This is a genomic window from Streptomyces sp. HP-A2021 (genome assembly GCF_022807935.1).
GTDB lineage: Bacteria > Actinomycetota > Actinomycetes > Streptomycetales > Streptomycetaceae > Streptomyces > Streptomyces afghaniensis.
In genome coordinates this window covers 9,050,229-9,070,045 of record NZ_CP094344.1, presented here as the reverse complement: position 1 = coordinate 9,070,045, position 19,817 = coordinate 9,050,229, and the positions used below count along the sequence as shown (strand labels likewise).

The 19,817-nt window shown below is 71.9% G+C and carries 18 protein-coding genes; 12 read left to right on the top strand and 6 right to left on the bottom strand.

Features of this window, described 5'->3' with window-relative positions; all coding sequences use genetic code 11:
- The 6 genes from MQE23_RS40820 (at position 1) to MQE23_RS40795 (ending at position 6,142) form a co-directional block, all read left to right on the top strand.
- On the top strand, positions 1-2,823 hold the full coding sequence (locus MQE23_RS40820; RefSeq protein WP_020270759.1) for an NHLP bacteriocin export ABC transporter permease/ATPase subunit: 2,823 nt from the start codon (positions 1-3) through the stop codon (positions 2,821-2,823).
- A gap of 87 nt (positions 2,824-2,910) precedes the next feature.
- Positions 2,911-3,918 carry a hypothetical protein gene (locus tag MQE23_RS40815; RefSeq protein WP_037667659.1) on the top strand — a complete coding sequence of 336 codons (1,008 nt, stop codon included), beginning with the start codon at positions 2,911-2,913 and terminating at the stop codon, positions 3,916-3,918.
- A 48-nt stretch (positions 3,919-3,966) separates the two neighbouring features.
- A complete protein-coding gene (locus tag MQE23_RS40810) occupies positions 3,967-4,155 on the top strand; it encodes a hypothetical protein (protein WP_020270757.1) in 189 nt (62 codons plus the stop codon).
- A 111-nt stretch (positions 4,156-4,266) separates the two neighbouring features.
- On the top strand, positions 4,267-5,280 hold the full coding sequence (locus MQE23_RS40805; RefSeq protein WP_020270756.1) for an iron-containing redox enzyme family protein: 1,014 nt from the start codon (positions 4,267-4,269) through the stop codon (positions 5,278-5,280).
- 21 nt (positions 5,281-5,301) lie between these two features.
- Positions 5,302-5,955, top strand: a complete 654-nt coding sequence (locus tag MQE23_RS40800; RefSeq protein ID WP_243381818.1) for a HemK2/MTQ2 family protein methyltransferase — start codon at positions 5,302-5,304, stop codon at positions 5,953-5,955.
- On the top strand, positions 5,936-6,142 hold the full coding sequence (locus MQE23_RS40795) for a CDGSH iron-sulfur domain-containing protein (RefSeq protein ID WP_037667658.1): 207 nt from the start codon (positions 5,936-5,938) through the stop codon (positions 6,140-6,142). Before MQE23_RS40800 ends, MQE23_RS40795 begins: the two co-directional genes overlap by 20 nt.
- A 155-nt stretch (positions 6,143-6,297) precedes the next feature.
- On the opposite strand, the gene MQE23_RS40790 is transcribed toward MQE23_RS40795, so the two are convergent.
- On the bottom strand, positions 6,298-6,732 hold the full coding sequence (locus MQE23_RS40790; RefSeq protein ID WP_243381816.1) for a protease inhibitor: 435 nt from the start codon (positions 6,730-6,732) through the stop codon (positions 6,298-6,300).
- A 325-nt stretch (positions 6,733-7,057) separates the two neighbouring features.
- On the opposite strand from MQE23_RS40790, the gene MQE23_RS40785 reads away from it, so the two are divergent.
- The 4 genes from MQE23_RS40785 to MQE23_RS40770 all read left to right on the top strand — a co-directional run bounded on the left by MQE23_RS40785 (position 7,058) and on the right by MQE23_RS40770 (position 11,377).
- A complete protein-coding gene (locus tag MQE23_RS40785) occupies positions 7,058-7,624 on the top strand; it encodes a hypothetical protein (protein WP_020277370.1) in 567 nt (188 codons plus the stop codon).
- Positions 7,625-7,828: 204 nt separating this feature from the next.
- On the top strand, positions 7,829-9,439 hold the full coding sequence (locus MQE23_RS40780) for a cytosine permease (RefSeq protein WP_020277369.1): 1,611 nt from the start codon (positions 7,829-7,831) through the stop codon (positions 9,437-9,439).
- Entirely contained in the window at positions 9,436-10,125 is a 690-nt protein-coding gene (locus MQE23_RS40775) for an alpha/beta fold hydrolase (RefSeq protein WP_243381814.1), read from the top strand. Before MQE23_RS40780 ends, MQE23_RS40775 begins: the two co-directional genes overlap by 4 nt.
- 82 nt (positions 10,126-10,207) lie before the next feature.
- Positions 10,208-11,377, top strand: coding sequence for a lactate 2-monooxygenase (locus MQE23_RS40770; RefSeq protein WP_020277367.1), 1,170 nt, complete (start codon positions 10,208-10,210; stop codon positions 11,375-11,377).
- Positions 11,378-11,435: 58 nt separating this feature from the next.
- Here MQE23_RS40770 and MQE23_RS40765 read toward each other — a convergent pair whose 3' ends face one another.
- From MQE23_RS40765 to MQE23_RS40755, 3 genes are all read right to left on the bottom strand, one after another.
- The gene (locus MQE23_RS40765; protein WP_020277366.1) at positions 11,436-12,950 is read right to left on the bottom strand and encodes an RICIN domain-containing protein; all 1,515 of its coding nucleotides are present in this window, start codon (positions 12,948-12,950) and stop codon (positions 11,436-11,438) included.
- A gap of 421 nt (positions 12,951-13,371) precedes the next feature.
- A complete protein-coding gene (locus MQE23_RS40760) occupies positions 13,372-13,749 on the bottom strand; it encodes a hypothetical protein (protein WP_020277365.1) in 378 nt (125 codons plus the stop codon).
- Positions 13,750-13,752: 3 nt separating this feature from the next.
- On the bottom strand, positions 13,753-13,998 hold the full coding sequence (locus MQE23_RS40755) for a hypothetical protein (protein ID WP_030845137.1): 246 nt from the start codon (positions 13,996-13,998) through the stop codon (positions 13,753-13,755).
- Between the two features lie 186 nt (positions 13,999-14,184).
- Between MQE23_RS40755 and MQE23_RS40750 the strand changes: the two genes are divergently transcribed.
- Positions 14,185-15,117, top strand: coding sequence for a sigma-70 family RNA polymerase sigma factor (locus MQE23_RS40750; protein ID WP_020277363.1), 933 nt, complete (start codon positions 14,185-14,187; stop codon positions 15,115-15,117).
- Positions 15,114-16,607, top strand: coding sequence for a cytochrome bc complex cytochrome b subunit (locus MQE23_RS40745; RefSeq protein ID WP_020277362.1), 1,494 nt, complete (start codon positions 15,114-15,116; stop codon positions 16,605-16,607). Before MQE23_RS40750 ends, MQE23_RS40745 begins: the two co-directional genes overlap by 4 nt.
- Here the strand turns inward: MQE23_RS40745 and MQE23_RS40740 are convergent.
- Positions 16,567-17,358: an alpha/beta hydrolase gene (locus MQE23_RS40740; RefSeq protein WP_037674076.1), complete on the bottom strand. Its 792-nt coding sequence runs from the start codon at positions 17,356-17,358 to the stop codon at positions 16,567-16,569. The two genes, MQE23_RS40745 and MQE23_RS40740, sit on opposite strands and share 41 nt — an antisense overlap.
- Positions 17,359-17,434: 76 nt before the next feature.
- Positions 17,435-19,678, bottom strand: coding sequence for a glycoside hydrolase family 9 protein (locus MQE23_RS40735; protein WP_243381813.1), 2,244 nt, complete (start codon positions 19,676-19,678; stop codon positions 17,435-17,437).
- Positions 19,679-19,817 lie beyond the last annotated feature (139 nt).

The following is a 19,817-nucleotide window of genomic DNA, read 5'->3' as shown; positions in this document are numbered from 1 at the left end:
ATGACGGCCGTTCAGGGACACGAGGGCGACCTCGTCCTCAACGCGTTCGGGCAGATGGGCTCGCGCATCGACTGCGCCGGGTTCAACCGCCTCGATCTGGAAGGTCCGCAGGTGCTGTGGCTGGTCGCCTCGGGTGCCGTCGACCTGTTCGCGGTGGACGCCGGCCAGCAGGGCCACTGGCACCACCTGGGCCGCCTGGAGGCGGGCTCGCTGGTGCTCGGGCCGGTGCCGGGACCCCAGCACACGCTGGTGGCCCGCCCGCTGCGGGACTGCGTGGTGCACCGCATCGGCCTGCGCGAGCTGTACCAGCCCGCCAACACCGCCACCTGGTCGTACGACGAGTACGGCAACCCGCAGTACGTGCCGCCGACGACGAGCCCGCTGGAGTACGCCCTCGCCCTGGGCGTCGGCCGCAGCCTGTCGATCCTCTTCCAGGCGCCGATGGCCACCGAGCGGGCCGCCGCGCCCACGGACGACGACGTGTTCTGGATGCAGGTGCCGCCGGGCAGCGTGCAGTACGGCTCGCTGTACGGCGCGGAGGCCGCGGCCGACCTGCTGATGGACCCGGCGCTGTGGCAGAGCATGGTCGACCAGCAGTACCGGCTGCTCACCACGCTGGACCGCTGGATCGAGCAGCTGGAGCGCACCCACGAGTCGCGCACGGCCGAGGGCATCAAGGCCGGTGAGGCGGTGCGCGCCCAGGCCGACCGGACCCTGCTCGCCTCCATCGGCAAGCGGTCGTCGAAGCGCACGACCTCGGCCGACGCCGACGCCACGTACGCGGCGTGCAAGCTCGTCGCGCAGGCGGCCGGGATCAGCCTCACCGAGCCCACCCAGAAGGGCACGGGCGGCGACCGCCTCGACCCGGTCGAGCAGGTGGCGCTGGCCTCCCGCGTCCGCACCCGGGCCGTGCGCCTGGACGGCCGCTGGTGGCGGGACAACGTCGGGCCGCTGGTCGGTCACCGGGCCCTGTCCGGCGCGCCGGTGGCGCTGCTGTGGCGGCGCGGCGGATACGTCGCCGTCCATCCGTCCACCGGCCGTGAGACGCCGATCGAGAAGGCCAACGCCGACGAGTTCGAGCCGCGCGCGGTGATGTTCTACCGCCCGCTGCCCGAGCGCGGTCTCAGCCCGCTGAGGCTGCTGCGGTTCTGCATGCAGGGCACGCGCGGGGACCTGACGGGGCTGCTGCTCAGCGGACTGGTCACGGTGGCGATCGGCGCCCTGGTGCCCATCGCGACCGGCAAGGTGCTGGGCGAGTTCGTGCCGAAGGCGCAGACGGACCTCATCGTGCAGGTCTGTATGGCGGTGATGCTCAGCAGCGTGGTGTCGGCGGCCTTCATGTTGTTGCAGAACCTCACCATCCTGCGGCTGGAGGGCCGGGTCGAGGCCACGCTCCAGCCGGCCGTGTGGGACCGGCTGCTCAGGCTGCCGACGAGGTTCTTCACCGAGCGCTCCACCGGCGAACTGGCCAGCGCGGCCATGGGCATCAGCTCGATCCGCAGACTGCTCGCGGGCGTCGGGCCGACGGTCGCCCAGTCGGTGACGGTCGGGGCGATGAACCTGGGGCTGCTGCTGTGGTTCAGCGTGCCGATGGCGATGGCCGCGATCGGCATGCTCGTGGTCATCGCGGCCGTGTTCCTGGGGCTCGGGCTGTGGCAGGTGCGGTGGCAGCGGCGACTGGTCGTGCTCAGCAACAAGCTGAACAACCAGGCGTTCCAGACGCTGCGCGGTCTGCCCAAGCTGCGGGTGGCCGCCGCCGAGAACTACGCGTACGCCGCGTGGGCGTCCCAGTTCGCGCGCAGCCGTGAGCTCCAGCAGAAGGTCGGCCGCATCAAGAACCTCACGTCGGTGCTGGGCGCGGTGTACCTGCCGCTGTGCACGCTGCTGATGTTCATGCTGCTGGCGGGTCCGGCCCGGGGCTCGATGTCGGCGGCCGCGTTCCTCACCTTCAACACCTCGGTGACGATGGTGCTGACCTCGGTGACCCAGCTGACGGGCGCGTTCGTCTCGGCCGTGGCGGCGCTGCCGCTGTTCGAAGAGATCAAGCCGGTGTTGGACGCGACGCCGGAGGTGCGCACGGCGAGCACGCGTCCGGGCCCGCTGTCCGGGGCGCTCGAGGCGCGGCGGCTGTCCTTCCGTTACTCGGACGATGGTCCGCTGGTGCTGGACGACGTGTCGTTCGAGGTGCGGCCGGGCGAGTTCGTCGCGGTCGTCGGCCCGAGCGGCTGCGGCAAGTCGACGCTGCTGCGCCTGCTGATCGGCTTCGACCGCCCGGTGTCGGGCAGCGTCCTGTACGACGGTCAGGACCTGGCCGCGCTGGACCAGTCGGCGGTGCGCCGCCAGTGCGGTGTGGTGCTCCAGCACGCGCAGCCGTTCACCGGTTCGATCCTGGACGTGATCTGCGGCACCGAGCCGTACACGCCGGAGGAGGCGATGGCGGCGGCCGAGATGGCCGGGCTCGCCGAGGACATCAAGCGGATGCCGATGGGCCTGCACACCATCGTCTCGGGCAGCGGCGCCGTCTCCGGCGGCCAGCGCCAGCGGCTGATGATCGCCCAGGCGCTGATCCGCCGGCCGCGCATCCTCTTCTTCGACGAGGCGACCAGCGCCCTCGACAACGAGACCCAGCGCACGGTCATCGAGAGCACCAAGGCCCTCAACGCCACCCGGATCGTCATCGCCCACCGGCTGTCGACCGTGATGGACGCCGACCGGGTCGTGGTGATGGAGGACGGCAAGGTCGTCCAGCAGGGCCCGCCCGCCCAGCTGCTCGCCGACACCGGCGGCCGGCTGCACGAGCTGGTGCGGCGCCAGATGGCGTGAGGATGCCCCCTCCGCCCGGTGGCGTGACTTCGCCGTACCCCGGGGCCCTGACCGTTGGGCTCTGCCGGAAGTGGGTACCCACGGCCCATGCGAATCAGCGTGGTGGACGTGGGATCGAACACGGTCAGACTGGTGGTCGCGGACGCGGACGGCGGCGTACCGCTTCCGGTGCACACCGCCAAGTGGCGGCTCAGGCTGTCCGAGCAGGTCACACCGGGGGGACCCATCCCTGAGCAGGCCGTCGAACAGCTGGTGCACGCGGTCGCCGAGGCGAGCCGGACCGCCGCCCGGTGGGGCGCGGCGCCCCCACCGGCGTTCGCGACCGCCGTGGTGCGCGGCGCGTCGAACCGGCACGAGGTGCTGCACACCGTCCGGGCCCGTACCGGCGTGGACCTGTGCACCCTGCCGGGCGAGGTCGAGGCGGAACTGACGTTCCTCGGGGCCCGGCGCTGGATGGGCTGGCGGTCGGGGCCGCTCGCCCTGCTCGACATCGGCGGCGGCTCGCTCGAAGTCGCCTTCGGGCGCGGCCGGTTGCCCGACTTCGTGGCCTCGCTGCCGCTGGGCGCGGGGCGGCTCACGCACGAGTTCTTCCAGGACGAGGACCCGCCGTCGCCGGAGCGGGTGCGGGCACTGCGCCGCAAGGTCCGCCACCAGCTGCGGGACGTCGCGGCGCGGATCCGCTGGGAGGGCCCGCGCACCGCGGTCGCCACCTCACGCACCTTCCAGCAGCTGGGACGGCTGTGCGGTACGGCGCCCGGACGCCACGGCCCGTTCGTGGACCGGCAGTTGCACCGCTCGGCGCTGCGGGAGGCGATTCCGCGGCTGGCCGCCCTGCCCGCCGCCGAACGCGCGCTGCTGCCCGGCATCTCCGCCCCGCGGGCCGCGCAGAGCCTGGCCGGGGCGGTGGTCGCGCACACCGCGATGAAACTGACCGGCCTCAGGTCCGTCACGGTCTGCCCCTGGGCGATCCGCGAGGGCGTGCTGCTGCGGCACATCGAGGACGGCCCGGCCTGGTGGGCGGAGGTCACCCGCCGCACCGAGGAGGCGGCCCCTCCCGACCCGGTGCCGCTGCGCATCGCCACCGCCTCCACCTGATCGCCGGCAGACGGCAGCGGACACACCGAACGCAGAAAGGAGACCCCCGTGTCCCAGGACAACAACCACGACGGCTCCGACAAGAAGCCCGAGACGGCGCTGGAGGAGGTCCTGCGCGAGATCGAGGAGGCCGAGAACCGCACGCAGGACTCCGCCGAGCAGCGACGCCACCGGGGCGAGGCCGGAGAGGCCATCACCCCCAACAGGCGCGCCCAGGACGAGTCCCACGGGGACTGAGCGGAGGGGGCCGGGCCCGGTCCGGCCCCTTCATGGCCTGCCCGAGTCCCTCTTCCGCGCAGGAACTACGCGGGTAGGTGACTCCGGACGCCGGCCGGGTACCCGGCGCGCATGGAGCACGACCGTGGAGAACCGGCACTGCCCGCCCCGCGCGGCCCGCTGAGCGGGGGCGTGGAGGACTACCTGCGGGGCGCGGGCCGGCTGCCCCGCCTCGAGGACGTCGCCAGGGCCGCGGTGTACGGCGAGGATCTCCAGCTGGCCCTGTACCTGTGCTACGAGCTGCACTACCGCGGGTTCGCGGGGGTGTCCCCCGACCACGAGTGGGACCCGGAGCTGCTGCGCACCCGGGCGGCCCTGGAGCACCGCTTCCTGTCCGCCCTGCGCTCCGACGCCCGGGTCCACGACAGCGTGGACGAGGCGCTGGCGGACCTCCTGGTCGAGCCCGTCGACGGCACGGGCGTCAGCCACTTCCTGCGCGACGAGGGCGAGCTGTGGCACCTGCGCGAGTACGCGGCCCAGCGCTCCCTGTACCACCTCAAGGAGGCGGACCCGCACGCCTGGGTGCTGCCGCGGCTGTGGGGCCGGGCGAAGGCGGGAATGGCTGCGGTGGAGTTCGACGAGTGGGGCGGTGGCCGAGCCGAGCGCGTGCACGCCCGGCTGTTCGCCGACCTGATGACGGACCTGGGCCTGGACACCACGTACGGCCGCTATCTCGACGCGGCGTCCGCGGAAGCCCTGGTCACGGTGAACCTCATGTCCCTCTTCGGCCTGCACCGGGCACTCAGGGGCGGCCTGGTCGGCCACTTCGCGACGGTCGAGATCACCTCGTCGCCGGGTTCGCGGCGGCTTGCCGAGGCGATGCGCCGCACCGGCGCCGGGCGGGCGGCCGAGCACTTCTACGACGAGCACGTCGAGGCCGACGCGGTGCACGAGCAGGTGGTGCGCCACGAGGTCATCGGCGGTCTGCTGGAGGCCGAGCCGCACCTCGCCCCGGATGTCGCATTCGGGATCGATGCCACCGGGTTCGTCGAGGACCGCTTCGGCGCCCGGCTGCTCGCCGACTGGCGTGCGTCACGTTCGTCATTGTGTGCACCGCTTGAGCGTGAAACCACCCATATCTCCTGAATACCCGGGTACCCGAGCGCCGTGAACCCACTGGTACCCCCGGGCGTGTACGCCCCGCAGGAGGACACCGAGCTGCTGGCCGGTGCCCTGTCCGACGAGCCGTTGCCGCCCGGCGCGGAGGTCCTGGACGTCGGCACCGGCACCGGTGCCCTGGCCCTGGAGGCCGCGCGCCGGGGTTTCCGTGTGACCGCGGTGGACGTGTCCCGCAGGGCGGTGTGGGCCGCACGGCTGAACGCCGTGCGGGCGGGGTTCCCGGTCCGCATCCGGCACGGGAACCTCTTCGATCCGGTGCGTGGCGAGTCGTTCGACCTGGTCCTGGCGAACCCGCCGTACGTGCCGGCGCCGGACGGCACCGGGCGGCCGCGTGGCGCGGCCCGTGCCTGGGACGCGGGCGGCGACGGACGGCTGGTCGTGGACCGGATCTGCCGGGAGGCACCTGACCTGCTGCGTCCGGGCGGGGTGCTGCTGCTGGTGCAGTCCGCGCTCAGCGGCCCGGACCTGACCGTCGGCCATCTGCGCTCGTCGGGCCTGAAGGCCGCGGTGACGTGCCGGCGGCGGATCGCGTTCGGCCCGGTGCTGCGCGGCCGGGAACGCTGGCTGCGGGAGCGGGGGCTGCTGTCCGCCGCCGAGAACAAGGAAGAGCTGGTGGTCGTCCGTGCCGAACTCCCCGTCTGACCGGTCCGCGGAGCCGCGCCGCGTCACGGTCCAGCGCAAGGGCCCGCTGCTGATGGAGGGCCCGGTCGAGGTGGAGCTGGAGGACGGTTCCGTCGTCACCTCGGACCGCTTCCGCGTGGCCCTGTGCACCTGCCGCCGCAGCCGCCGCTACCCCTGGTGCGACACGAGCCACCGCGACCGGGCCTGAGCCCGGTGCGCGGTGGCCGGTGAGTCCAGGGGCCGGCGGATGGCCCCACTCCGCCCGCCGGCCCCCTTGTACGAGATCGCAGGTCCCCGCGACAGCGGCCCGGCTCCCCAGCCTCGAACCGCTGTACCTCACGGGAACAGCGCGATCCCGGTCCCTCAGAACGCGAAGACGCCGGAACCGTAGGCGTTCTTCACGCACTCGTTGGAGAACGTGCGCTCGTACGAGACCCGCTGGCCCTGCCAGACACCGTCGACGGTGACGACCACCGGGTCGTACTGCTTGGTGCACATCACGCCGTCCCTCGCGGTCAGGGCGTGGATGTCGCCGCCGACGCCGCGCAGTTCCGCGCAGGCGGAGCCGGCGACCGGGTGCGTGCCGGAGGGCGTCGGGGCACAGGTCAGGGTGACCGCGCGTTCCGGAGTCGCGGCGGCCGCGCTCTCACCGTGGCCCACCGTGAGGACGAGGGCCGACGGGGCGTAGAGCGCGGTGGGGGCCTGACCCGGAGTGGCGAGGGCGGCCCCGGTGAGGGGTCCGCAGACGGCGGTGGCCGTCAGTCCGAGGGTCATGGCCCAGCGCGCGGTGTTCCGCATTGTGTGCATCCTTCCGCTCGATTACAGGGTGTGCCGGCCCGTGCTCGGTCGGTGCCCGGGACGGCGAACGCGAGTCTGCCGAGTCCGCCGCCGAAGCACACATCGACCCCACGGGTTTCAGTAACCTTGCGTATTGAATCAGTGGCGCGAAGTTACGGAATCCGCCCGCGCGAAGCCCGTAACCGCACGGGCCACAGGGACACGAAGCGGCCAGATGGCCGATTCCCGCATGCTCGTTAATAGGCCTGAAACATTCCGATTCCGCTCTCGGCCGACTGCTTTGTTGCCCCTTGTGTTCATGCTCGGGTCGAGTAATCGTCATTACATGATTACGACAGAGCAGCGAGAGAAACTGCGCGGCTGGTTCGCCGGCCGCCTTCCGGACGACCTCTTCGAGGAACTGACCGAGGTCACGGTCGACCGCGAGGAGATCACCGTCATCGGCCGCATCCCCGAACCGCGGCTGGCCGAGGACGCCCCGGCCGCCGAGCGGGAGGCGGCCCTGGAGAGCCGGGTGCAGGATTTCCGGGAACGCACGCGTGAGGACCGGATGGCCGTGGCCCGGGAGGCCGAGCACCGGTTCCGCCGGAAGGTGTCCTGGGGTGTGGAGTGCGGCGGGCGGCGGACGCTCTTCACGCACGTGGCCGCACCCGTCATGACGCGGCTGCGCCAGCCGGAGCGCCAGGTCCTCGACACCCTGATCGCCGGCGGCGTCGCCCGCAGCCGCAGTGACGCGCTGGCCTGGTGCGTGCGCCTGGTCCAGCGCCACACCGACGACTGGCTCGCGGAGTTGCGCGACTCCCTGGAACACGTGCAGCGGGTCCGGGCCCAGGGACCGGACGCCGAGCCGGATCAAGCGGATCACGCTGAGCACACGGATGACGAGGAGTGACCACAGAGTGGAGGATTGGTCCACTCACAGCACCGAGAATGGATGAACCGTCCTCTGGTGTCGCCCGCCCGCGGCGCCCTACCGTCGGCAGCACCCCAGAGGACGGGATCCGCACGCCGTCGCACACCCTCGCGCCGGCGAGCGGCCGTCCGCTTGCCGCCGCGCCATCCCGCGCTCCACCGCCCCGTCCCCGCTGGAGCCCTCTTGTCCTCGCCGGCCGAACGTCCCCCGGGCGCCGACCTCCCCTCCCCCGCCGCGTCTCCCCCGTCCCTGACGGAGGTCGAGACCCACGGTGTCGACCGCATCCCCGACGCCGAGCGCACCGCCACCCCGCTGGACCTGTTCCGGCTCGCCTTCGGCGGCGCCAACACCTTTTCCACCTGCGTCCTCGGCGCCTTCCCGATCCTGTTCGGCCTCTCCTTCCGGCAGGGCCTCGCGGCCACGCTCCTCGGCGTCGTCGCGGGCGCGCTGATCCTGTGCCCGATGGCGGTGTTCGGCCCGGTCAACGGCACCAACAACGCCGTGTCGTCGTCGGCGCACCTGGGCGTGCACGGCCGCGTGGTCGGCTCGTTCCTCTCCCTGCTGACGGCCGTCGCGTTCTTCTCCATCTCGGTGTGGAGCTCCGGCGACGCCCTGGTCGGCGGCGCCCACCGGCTGTTCGGCCTCGACCGGAGCGACCTGTCCTACGCCGTCGCGTACGCGGCGTTCGCGGTGCTGGTCCTCGCGGTGTGCGTCTACGGCTTCCGGTTCATGCTGTTCGTCAACAAGATCGCGGTGATTTCGGCGAGCGCGCTGTTCCTGCTCGGCGCCGTGGCGTTCGCGGGTGACTTCGACCCCTCGTACGCGGGCGTCTTCACCGACTCGGCGGACGCGGCGACGACGGCCCTGTTCTGGCCGTCGTTCATCGGGGCGGCGCTGATCGTGCTGTCGAACCCGGTGTCGTTCGGGGCGTTCCTCGGCGACTGGTCGCGCTACATCCCGGCGAGCACCTCGCGCCGGAAAGTGATGGGGGCCGCGTTCCTGTCGCAGCTCGCGACACTGCTGCCGTTCCTGTTCGGCCTGACGACGGCGAGCATCATCGCGGACAAGGCGCCGCAGTACGTCGATCCGGCGGCCCCCGACTTCGTGGGCGGCCTGCTCGCGATCTCGCCGGGCTGGTTCTTCCTGCCGGTCTGCCTGCTCGCGCTGATCGGCGGCATGGCGACGGGCACGACGGCGCTGTACGGGACCGGGCTCGACTTCTCGTCGGTGTTCCCGAGGCTGTCCCGGGTCCAGGCGACATTGCTGGTCGGTACGTTGTCGACCGGGTTCATCTTCGCCGGCCGGTTCGGGCTCGACCTCGTCCGGTCCATCTCCACCTTCGCCACAGTGATCATCACCTGCACCACGCCGTGGATGGTCGTGATGATGCTGGGCTACTGGACCCGGCGCGGCTGGTACGACCCGGAGGCGCTCCAGGTCTTCAACCGCCGCCAGCGCGGCGGCCGTTACTGGTTCGCGCACGGCTGGAACTGGCGGGGCATGACCGCCTGGTGGATCTCGGCGCTGACCGGCGTGCTCTTCACCAACATGCCCGGGCAGTTCGTCGGGCCGCTCGGCGACCTCGCGAACGGCGTCGACATCGGACTGCCCGTGTCGCTGGTCGTGGCGGCGGTGCTGTTCCTGACGTTGCTGTGGCTGTTCCCCGAACCCCGGGCGGTGTACGGGCCCGAGGGCGCACGGCTGGCCAGGACCGTCGAGGCGCCGGTGCCGCCGATCACCGGGCCCGGCGCCGAGGGGGCGTTGTCAGACCCTTCGGCTAGGTTGCCGGCATGACCAACTTCGTACTGGTGGCAGGGACATGGCTCGGGGCGTGGGCGTGGGACGAGGTGGCCGCGGAGCTGCGCGGCGCCGGGCATGACGTCCATCCGCTGACGCTGTCGGGCCTCGCCGAGAAGCAGGGTGTGGCGGCCGGGCAGCAGACGCACGTGCGGGACATCGTCGGCGAGGTGGAGCGCCTCGCCCTGCGCGACGTCGTCCTCGTGGGGCACAGCTACGCGGGCATACCGGTGGGGCAGGCCGCCGAGCGGATCGGGGACCGGCTGCGGCGCGTGGTGTTCGTCGACGCGAACGTGCCCGTGGACGGGGAGTCGTTCCTGTCGGGCTGGCCGAGCGAGCACGTTCGGCAGTCGATCGCAGAGCACGACGGGTTCTGGCCGCCGCTCGGCGCGCCGGAGTACGCGGGGCAGGGGCTGACGGACGAGCAGATCGCCCGGATCGTCGACGGTTCCCCGCATCCGGGCGCCGCACTCACCGAACCGGCCGTGCTCACCCGTCCGTTGGCCGAGCTCCCGGCGACGTATGTGAAGTGCCTCCTCGACGGGGACGAGCCGATGCCGGCGGTGGCCGAGCTGCTCAAGAGCGACAGCTGGGAGCTGGTGGAGCTGGACACCGGCCACTGGCCGATGTTCTCGCAACCGCGCGAACTGGCCCGCCTCCTGGACGCGGCGGTCCGCCCCTGATCCGCCGTCGCGCATACCGCTCGGTATCGTCGCCCGTGGAGCACGGTCTCAGCGAGGAGACGACGAGAGGCGGCTGCGTACGGTGGGCAAGCACTGGGCGGACTTCCAGTACGAGATCTATCTGAACGGGATGACGGGTGCCGTACCGCGGCTGCCCACCGATCTGACCCGGCTGGAGGAGCTGACCGAGCAGCGGCTCGGGCCCGGCCCGGTCGGCTATGTGGCCGGCAGCGCGGGCAACGGCAGCACGGCCCGCGCCAACCGGGCGGCCCTGGAGCGTCGTCGGATCGTGCCGCGCATGCTGCGGGACGTGCACGAACGGGACCTGTCGGTCGAGGTGCTGGGCCGTGCCCTGCCGGCCCCGCTGGCGCTGGCCCCGGTCGGTGTGCTGTCGATCATGCACCCGGACGCCGAGTCCGCCGCGGCCCGGGCCGCCGCCGCGCAGGGCGTGCCGTTCATCCTGTCGTCCGCGTCGAGCACGCCCATGGAGCAGGTCGCCGAGGCGATGGGCGACGCCGAGCGGTGGTTCCAGCTGTACTGGCCCAGGGACCCGGAAGTGGCCCGCAGTTTCCTGAACCGGGCGAAGGCGGCCGGGTTCAGCGTCCTCGTGGTCACCCTGGACACGCCGCTGCTGGCGTGGCGGCCGCGCGATCTCGACCAGGCGTATCTGCCGTTCCTGCACGGCGTCGGCACGGCCAACTACTTCTCGGACCCGGCCTTCCAGGCGGGTCTGGCCAAGCCGGTGCACGAGGATCCGAACGCGGCCGTGATGCACTTCGTCGGGATGTTCGCCGACCCGGCGAAGACCTGGCCGGACCTGGCGTTCCTGCGGGAGAACTGGGACGGCCCGATCGTCCTCAAGGGCGTGCTGCACCCGGACGACGCCCGGCAGGCCGCGGAGGCGGGCATGGACGGCGTCGTCGTCTCCAACCACGGCGGGCGCCAGGTGTCCGGGTCCGTCGCGGCGGCCGACGCGCTGCCCCGCGTCGCGCAGGCCGTCGGCGACCGGCTCACCGTCCTGTTCGACAGCGGCATCCGCACCGGCGACGACATCTTCAAAGCGCTCGCCCTCGGCGCCCGCACCGTCCTCGTGGGCCGCCCGTACGTCTACGGTCTGGGCCTCGACGGCCGGCCGGGCGTCGAACACGTCATCCGCTGTCTGCTGGCCGAACTCGACCTCACCCTCGCCCTGTCGGGCCACGCCACGCCGGGCACGATCGGTCCGGCCGACCTCATCGAGGACGCGGCCTGACAAGCGGGCTGCGCGACCCGTGCGCCGCGCAGCCCCGCTCAGGCCCCCGGGCCGGTGGTCACATCGTCCGGCCGCGGAGCGCGGTCACCTGCCGGGCCGTCGGCCCCTCCTGCTCCTCGATCGACAGGGAACCCGCCGTCGTCGGCACGGGCTCGGCCTGCCAGCGCTGTTCGTCGGAGCGGTCGCGGACCTTGACGACGACGTCGGCTCCGGGATCGCCGGTGGTGGAGGCGAGGGCGAGCTGCTCGTCCCAGCGGGGCAGCAACTGCCCTTGCACGGTGAGGTCGTAGCGCACGTCGTCGGCCCGCTCGGCGTCCTCCTCGGCGCAGGTGCCGAGGACGACGACGCCGGCGTCCTTGTGGGAGTCCAGGCACAGGCCGGGATCGGCGACGCTGCGCAGCAGCCCGTCGTTCTCGTACGTCCACTGCTGGGTCCACGCCGTCGAGCACTCCGCCAGCTTCGTCCCCGAGCCCTCCTTCGGCAGGTCCCGGACGTCGAGGCACAGGTCGGCGGAGGCGTTGCGCAGCCGTGTCACGCCCGGTGCCGTGGGAAGCCCGGCCGTGTCGGGCGGGGTCGCGGACCCGGCGCCGTTGCCGCCGGCGGCGCTGTTGGAGCCGGCCGGGTCGGCCTGGCCCCCGTCGTAGGACGACGCGCTGATGATGAGCACGGTGGCCAGCACCCCGGCCGACACCGCGCCGACACCCGAGAGCAGCGCCCGTGAGGAGCGCAGCGCGTCCGGGATGCGCACGCCCTGCACCCGGCGGACCTGCGCGGGGATCCGGGACAGCAGGCGGTGGCGTCCGGCCCCGAGCCGCCCGTCACCGCGCCCTCCGCCGCGCCGGCCCGCGCGTCCGCCCCGCGTGCCCTGCGAGGACCGGCCCGGGCGCGAGTCGAGGTAGCGGCGGACGCCCCAGCCGAGCACCGCTTCGGCGATCAACGGGCCCAGCCCGCCCTCGAAATGGCTCAGTTGTTCGGCCGCGTTGCGGCAGTAGCGGCACTCCGCCAGATGCTCCTGGACGTCGGGCAGCAGAGCGCCACCCCGGCGGATCGGCACATCGAGGAGGCGGTTGTAGAAGCGGCAATCCTGGGTCGGAGCGAGTTCACGATGGGCATGTACACAACCCTCACGGAATGTGTCACGCGCTTGTTCGAGTGCGGCCGACGCGATGTCGGTATCCATGCCCAGCAGACCGGCCGGGACGCTTAAAGGATCGGCCTCGACCTCGACGTGCCAGAGCAAACAGCGCGCGGCTGCGGGAAGTGCCTGAAATGCCCGCTCCGCGAGGACGCGATTTTCGGGCGTCATGGACGTCGCCGCGCGCAGCCCGCGCCCTCCGGCCGGTTTCTGCAACGCCGGCAGTACGGCGGATATTCGATCGTCGCCGGACCACTCCCGGACCGTGTCGCGCACGGTCACCAGAAGCGCCGGGCGCAGCGCGACGGCCGACTCGCCGAAGGCGAGGCGGTTCAGGGTCCGGTGGAAGGCGGTCCCCGTCACCATCTCGGCGACCTGCGCCGACGAGGCGAGACAGATGACCGCGTACTCGTACACCGGCTGCCAGTGCCGGGCCATCAGAAGCGCGACGGAATGGGCGGCGACCCCGCCTTCCGGGCTGCCTCTCAGCGGGGCGGCGAGAGATTCATCGGATTCCCCGGGATCCCCGCCGGGCGGGGGATACGGGGGACGAGGGGGTGGGGGTGGGCACTGAGATGGTTCCTTCCCACGCGCATGTGGCACACAGAAGTCCTGACGCCGAAAAAGGAGCCCGGTTGGTGCGTACCTTTTTGGCGCGGCGCGGGAGGTGCGAATTCACCGACGGCGAATCGGACCCGGTCTGCAAAGCGCGTGCGACACCCGGCCATTCCCCCCGCACGTGTGTTTCACTCTTGCACAACCCCCACACGACCAACAAGGCGCCGGTGCAAATCAAGCCCATTGACAGAAAGTCAGAAATAGGAACGGACGCGCGCCGATCGCACCGGTTTTCGACATTTCAGATCTGCCATGACCGCAGCCGGTCCGCCGCGCCGTAGACGTCGGTCGCGCCGGACATCAGATCGCGGGCGAGGTCGACGAGGGCACCGTAGGGCGGGTCGATGCCGACGCCGCTGACGAACATGTACGCCACGGCCGTCGCACATGCGAAGCGTGCGTTGGCCGAGGGCAGCGGCCGAAGCAGGGTGATGGTGTGCAGCAGCGCGGCGGCTCGCCAGGCCGGGTCGGAGTTCACGCCGAGGCGTGGCGGGTCGACACGGTGCCGGGCGACTGCGGCCACCAACGCGGAGAAGTCATTGATGGTGGGCTGGTCCGGCAGGACCTCTTCGTGGCGCTGGAGCAGCCAGGGCACGTCGATATGGAGGACGGGTGCCATCGGTCAGGCAGCCCGCCCCTCGCCCTTGGCGGGCGGTTCGTCGTCCGGGAAGGCGGCGGCGAACTCGTCGGCGTGGGTCGCGAAGAACCTGCGGAAGGCCTCCGCGCCCTCCTGCAGCGCCCGGTGGCGGGCTATGTCGGCGGCGGCCGCCTCCCGCACGAGCGCCTTCATGGACGTACCGCGCTCCTTGGCGATCTGCCGCAGGTCCTCAAGCTCGCGGTCGCTGAACTCCACGTTGAGAGCTGGCATGCCTTCACGGTACCGCTCGGGTACTGACTCGTAAATATCACCAGGTCAGAGGGGTGGGCTGACGGTACCGAAGGGGGTGCACCCCTGGCCGTCCGCTGAGATCTGCATCACATCGCACCGCGTGATGTCACATTCCGGCGCTCTGCCCGGCTCGCAGTAGTGAGCGCGTCTCTGGGAGGACCACGCATGACCGAGATCCCCGTACCCGGCACCGCAGCCCCGCTCGACGAGGCGACCGGGGTGTTCGTCGACCACCGCGAGCTGCTGTTCGGCGTCGTCTACAACATGCTGGGCAGCGTCGCCGACACCGAGGACGTCCTGCAGGAGACATGGCTGTCCTGGACGGCCCGCGGCGGGGGCGCTCCCCTGGCCGGCGTCGACAACCCCCGGGCCTATCTCGTCCGGGTGGCGGTCAACCACGCGCTGCGGCGCCGTGCCGTGATCAGCCGCAGGCAGGAGACGTACGTGGGCTCGTGGCTGCCCGAACCCCTGGTCGCCGACGAGGGCGCCGACACCGCCGACGGCCCGGCCCTGCGCTCGGAGTCGGTGTCGCTGGCGATGCTGGTGGTCCTGGAGTCGCTGACCCCGCTGGAGCGGGCCGTGTTCGTCCTGGGCGAGGTGTTCGGCTATCCGCACGCCGAGATAGCCGGGATCATCGACCGCTCCCCCGCCGCCGTACGGCAGTTGGCACACCGGGCCCGGGAGCATGTCAATGCGCGGCGGCCCCGGTACGAGGCGCATCCGCGGGTGCGGCGGGAGGCGACCGAGCGGTTCGTGCGGGCGGCGCTCGGCGGGGACATCGCCGAGCTGATGGAGGTCCTCGCGCCGGACGTCACGGCGTGGACGGACGCCGGCGGCAAGCGCAGGCCGGCGAGTCTGCGCCCGGTGCACGGCCGGGACAAGGTGGCCCGCCTGCTCACTTCCGGGCGGGGCGGCCCGAGCAACCCCGTGTTCCGCTACCGGCGCGTCAACGGCGACGACGCGGCGGTGCTGTTCGACGGCGACGCGCCGTACGCCGTCCTGGTCCTGGACCTCACCCCGGAGGGCGACCGGGTGTGCGGGATCTACGTCGTCGCCAACCCGGACAAGCTCGCCCACCTGCCCAAGGAGGCGGCGTGAGCGCAGCCGGGCGGCCCGGGAGGGGCGAGCGCATCGCCGACTGGTTCGACGGCCGGCTCGGGACCCACACGCTCGGCCGGAAGTACCTGCGCAAGGTGTTCCCCGACCACTGGTCCTTCCTCCTCGGCGAGATCTGCCTGTACAGCTTCGTCGTGCTGGTCCTCACCGGCGTGTACCTGACGCTGTTCTTCCATCCGTCGATGAACGAGGTGACCTACCAGGGGAGTTACACGCCGCTGAACGGCGTGCGCATGTCCGAGGCGTACGCGTCCACGCTGGACATCAGCTTCGACGTGCGCGGCGGTCTGCTGATCCGGCAGCTCCACCACTGGGCGGCGCTGGTCTTCGTCGCCGGGATGCTGACGCACATGATGCGGCACTTCTTCACCGGCTCGTTCCGCAAGCCGCGGGAGGTCAACTGGCTGTTCGGCTGGCTGCTGCTCTTCCTCGGCCTGTTCGAGGGCCTGTTCGGCTACTCGCTGCCGGACGACCTGCTGTCGGGCACGGGCCTGAGGTTCGTGCACGGCGCGCTGCTGTCGGTGCCGATCGTGGGGACGTACCTGGCGATGTTCCTGTTCGGCGGCGAGTTCCCCGGCGACGACATCGTGGCCCGCTTCTACTCGCTGCACGTCCTGCTGATCCCCGGGGTGATGGCGGCGCTGATCGTGGTCCACGTGCTGCTGGTCGTCTACCACAAGCACACCCAGTTCGCCGGCCCCGGGCGCACCGAACGCAATGTCGTGGGCGCGCCCTTCATGCCGGTGTACCTCGCGAAGGCGGGCGGCTTCTTCTTCCTGGTGTTCGGGGTGCTCGCGCTGATGGCGGCGGTGGCGACGATCAACCCCGTCTGGTCGTACGGCCCCTACCGCGCCGACCAGGTGTCGACGGGTGCCCAGCCCGACTGGTACCTCGGCTTCGCCGAGGGACTGGTGCGGATCATGCCCGGCTGGGAGATCACGCTGTGGGGCCACACGCTGGTGCTGGGCGTGTTCATCCCGATCGTGGTGTTCCCGCTGCTGCTGCTCTTCATCGGCGTGTACCCGTTCCTGGAGGCGAGGTTCACGGGCGCGAGGCACGAGCACCATCTGCTGGACCGGCCGCGCAACCGGCCGGTCCGCACGGGGATCGGGGCGGCCTGGATCAGCCTCTACCTGGTGCTGCTGGCGGGCGGCGGCAACGACATCGTGGCGACCCGCCTCCACCTGTCGATCAACACGGTGACCTGGGCGGTGCGGATCGCGATGTTCGCCCTCCCGGCGGCCGTCTTCGTCGTCACCCGCCGGATCTGCCTGGGGCTGCAGCTCCGCGACCGGGAGCTGGTGCTGCACGGCCGGGAGACCGGCGTGATCAAGCGGCTGCCGCACGGCGAGTACGTCGAGGTGCACGAGCCGCTCGACCGGGCCCGGCTGCACACTCTGACCGCCCACGAGCGGCCCCCGGAACTCGTGCTCAGGAATGAGCCCGACAGAACTCCCGAACAGTCCGGTTGAACGGCTCCGGGGCCTCGATGTTGCTGAGGTGCCCGGTGCCGGGCAGCACGACCAGGGTGGCCTCCGGGATCGCCTCCAGGAGGGGACGGGCGACGAGGTCCACCGGCGAGCGTGCGTCGAGTTCGCCCCACAGCAGCAGGGTCGGCACCGTGATCCCGGGCAGCAGGTCGCGCTGGTCGGCCTCGGCCATGACGGTGAGCTGCGTCCGCATGCTCCGGGGCCGGGTCTCGGCGGACATCACGGACAGCAGGCGGACGGCTTCGGCCGGTGGCCGCCCGGCGAACAGGCCGGGAACGGTCGGCGCGAACTCCTCGGCCGGCACCGCGAGCAACCGCTCCGCCCCCTCGACCCGCGACCGCACCTCCGCCGGGGGAAGCGAGCCCTTCCAGCCCGCGTAGGTGTCCACGAGGAGCAGCGTCCGGACGAGCTCGGCGTGGTGCCGGTAGAGCTCCAGCACCACGGTCCCGCCCCACGACAGGCCGAGGACGTGCGCCGGACCGAGGTCCACGTCCTCGATGACGGCCGCCAGACAGCGGGCGTAGCCGGCCAGTGTGAAGGACGGCGGTACGTCGGCGGAGCGGCCGGCACCCGGTTCGTCCCAGGCGACGACGGTGAACTCGTCGGCCAGGTCCTCGGTCTGCGGACGGAACAAGCGGGCGTCCGTCGTGGCGCCGTGCGCGAGCACGAGGGGCGGGCCCTGGCCCACCCGGTCGTACGCGACCTCGATGCCGTCGACCCGCACCGCTGGCATGACACCAGGCTACGCGCACGTGCCGGGGGCGTCCTGTCGGTGGACTCCCCCGGCACGCGGCGGGGTCACCCCCTCGTCATCCCTGGTCCGCCACGAAGGCGGCCATGCGGGTCAGGGCGGCGTTCCAGTTGATCGTGTGCTCGTTGGTCGACCAGGACTGGATGTCGTCGATGTAGCAGAACTGGCCGACGCAGCCCTGGAGTTTGCTCTGTGCGTAGGGGTCCTGGATGCTCGAGTTCGGCCCGCCCGCCAGGGTGCCCTTCGGCGGGTTCGGCAGGTTCGGGTCGAGCTGGCGGGCGTACCAGCGGCTGTGCTGGTTCTGGGCGCTGACCTCGCCGTAGCCGGTGACGTAGGAGATGTTCAGCGCGTTGCGGCCCAGGATGTAGTCCATGCTCTGGAGCGCGCCGTCGCGGTACTTCGAGGCGCCGGTGATGTCGTACGCGGTGGCGAGGACGACGGCGTTGTTGAGGACCTGGTGGCTGGAGCCCCAGTCGTATTTATTGCCCTCCGGGGCGTACGGCATGCCGTAGGGCTGTGCCTTCAGCGTGGCCAGGTAGCGGTCGGCGGCCTTGACGACGGACTCGCGGACCTTGTCACGGCCGGGCAGCTTGTTCGGCACCGTGGCGAGGTCGAGCCGTCCCGCCGCGCCCGTGCGGGCCCAGTCGAAGCCGATGGGCCCGAAGATGTCGGCCGTGTGGACCGGCGACTTCAGGACGTACTCCTGGAACGGCTTCTCGCCCGTGGTGAGGTACAGCTCGGCCGCCGCCCAGTAGAAGTCGTCGGTGACGTCGCTGTCGGCGTAGGCGCCGCCGCCGACGCCGTCGCTCTCGGAGGCGTAGCGGTCGGGGTGGGCGAGCGCCGCCGACCAGGCCTTGCGGGCGGCCGCCAGCGCCCTGTCGGCGAACGCCTTGTCGTGGGACCGGTAGAGGCGGGCCGCCTGTGCGGCCGTGGCCGCGAGGTTCAGGGTGGCCGCGGTGGACGGCGGGTGCAGTTCGCGCTTCTGCGGGTCGTCACCGGGCAGCAGCGGCAGTCCGGTCCACTGCTCGTCGTGCATCTTGTGGTGGGCCATGCCGGCCAGCGGCTTGCCGTCGGGCACCTGCATCCTGAGCAGGAACTCCAGTTCCCAGCGGGCCTCGTCAAGGATGTCGGGGACCTTGTTGCCGCTCTCGGGGATGTCGAGCGTGCCGTCGCCGAGCTTGGCGGGGTCGCCGGTGCGGGCGTGCAGCGCGCGTTCGTGGGTGCTCAGCACCTCCCAGGTGGAGATGCCGCCGTTGACGACGTACTTGCCGTGGTCGCCGGCGTCGTACCAGCCGCCGCTGACGTCCAGGGTGTAGTCGCAGACGCCGGGCTGGCAGGGGACGGCCGTGTCGCCCTTGTTGGGCGCCACGCCCACGTGCCCGGCCGGGCGGCCGTAGCCGGGCCGCAGGTCCTCTCGTATCGCGATGCCGCTGCGCTGGGGGTAGTAGTACTTCGCCGAGTCCAGCCGGAGCCGCTCGTAGGCGCTCGCGTCGATGTCGAAGGGGCGGCTGGTCTCGCCGTCGGCCACGAGCGTGAGGCCCGTGCCCTTCTTGCGGTACGCGCCGAAGTCGATCGAGTGGACGTTCTGCCCGGAGGAGGCGTCGACGCCGCGCGGCACGGTCGTGCCCCGGGCGACCGTCTTCCCGCCGGAGGTCCTCAGCTCCCAGGGCAGTTTCGCCGTGGCGTCGGTGACGAGGGTGGCGTTCTTCGGCCCGGCGGGCAGGTAGGCGACCTGGTTGACGCGGACCCGGGGCCCGGTGTCGGGCTCGTACGGCTCCGGCGTCACCCCGCCGAGCAGGGAGACGTCGTCCATGCAGAAGCGCCAGGGATCCGCACTGCCGCCGAGCTGGAAGCCGACCTGGCCCTGGGTGGTGTCGACGGGCGAGGTGAAGGTGTAGGAGTAGGTGTCGCCGGAGACGCTGAGCTGCGGTGTCACCTCGTGGTAGGTGTCGTAGGGCGACACCGAAAGGCCCATGATCGCCCGCACGACGTGCCCGGCGGGTGTGCCGGTCGCGCTGAAGGAGAAGCGGTACGACTCCCCCTTCACGAGGGTGATGTCGTTCTGCCCGACGGCGGCGTCCCAGCGGTTGGTGGTGCCGCCGGGGACGTCGGCGCAGAGCCGGCCGTCGGACAGCCCCGCGGTGACGTTGCTGGTGGCCCACCAGGGGTCCGTGGTGGTGTCGAAGGTGCCGTTCCTGACCTGCTCGGCCTCTTCGGCCCCGGCCGGTGCGGAGGGCAGCGCGGTGAGCGCGGTCGCCAGCAGGGCCGTCAGGGACAACAGGGCGGTTCTGCGTCGTTTCACGTCCGGGCTCCTCTGGAGAGGTGCGGGTGGCGCTCGATGCGTGGGAGCGCTCCCAGATGTGGATGCCCGCCATGGTTGTTGCTGATGTGACATGCCGTCAACGGTCCGGACGGGACTGGCTGTTCGCCGCCCGTCCGGA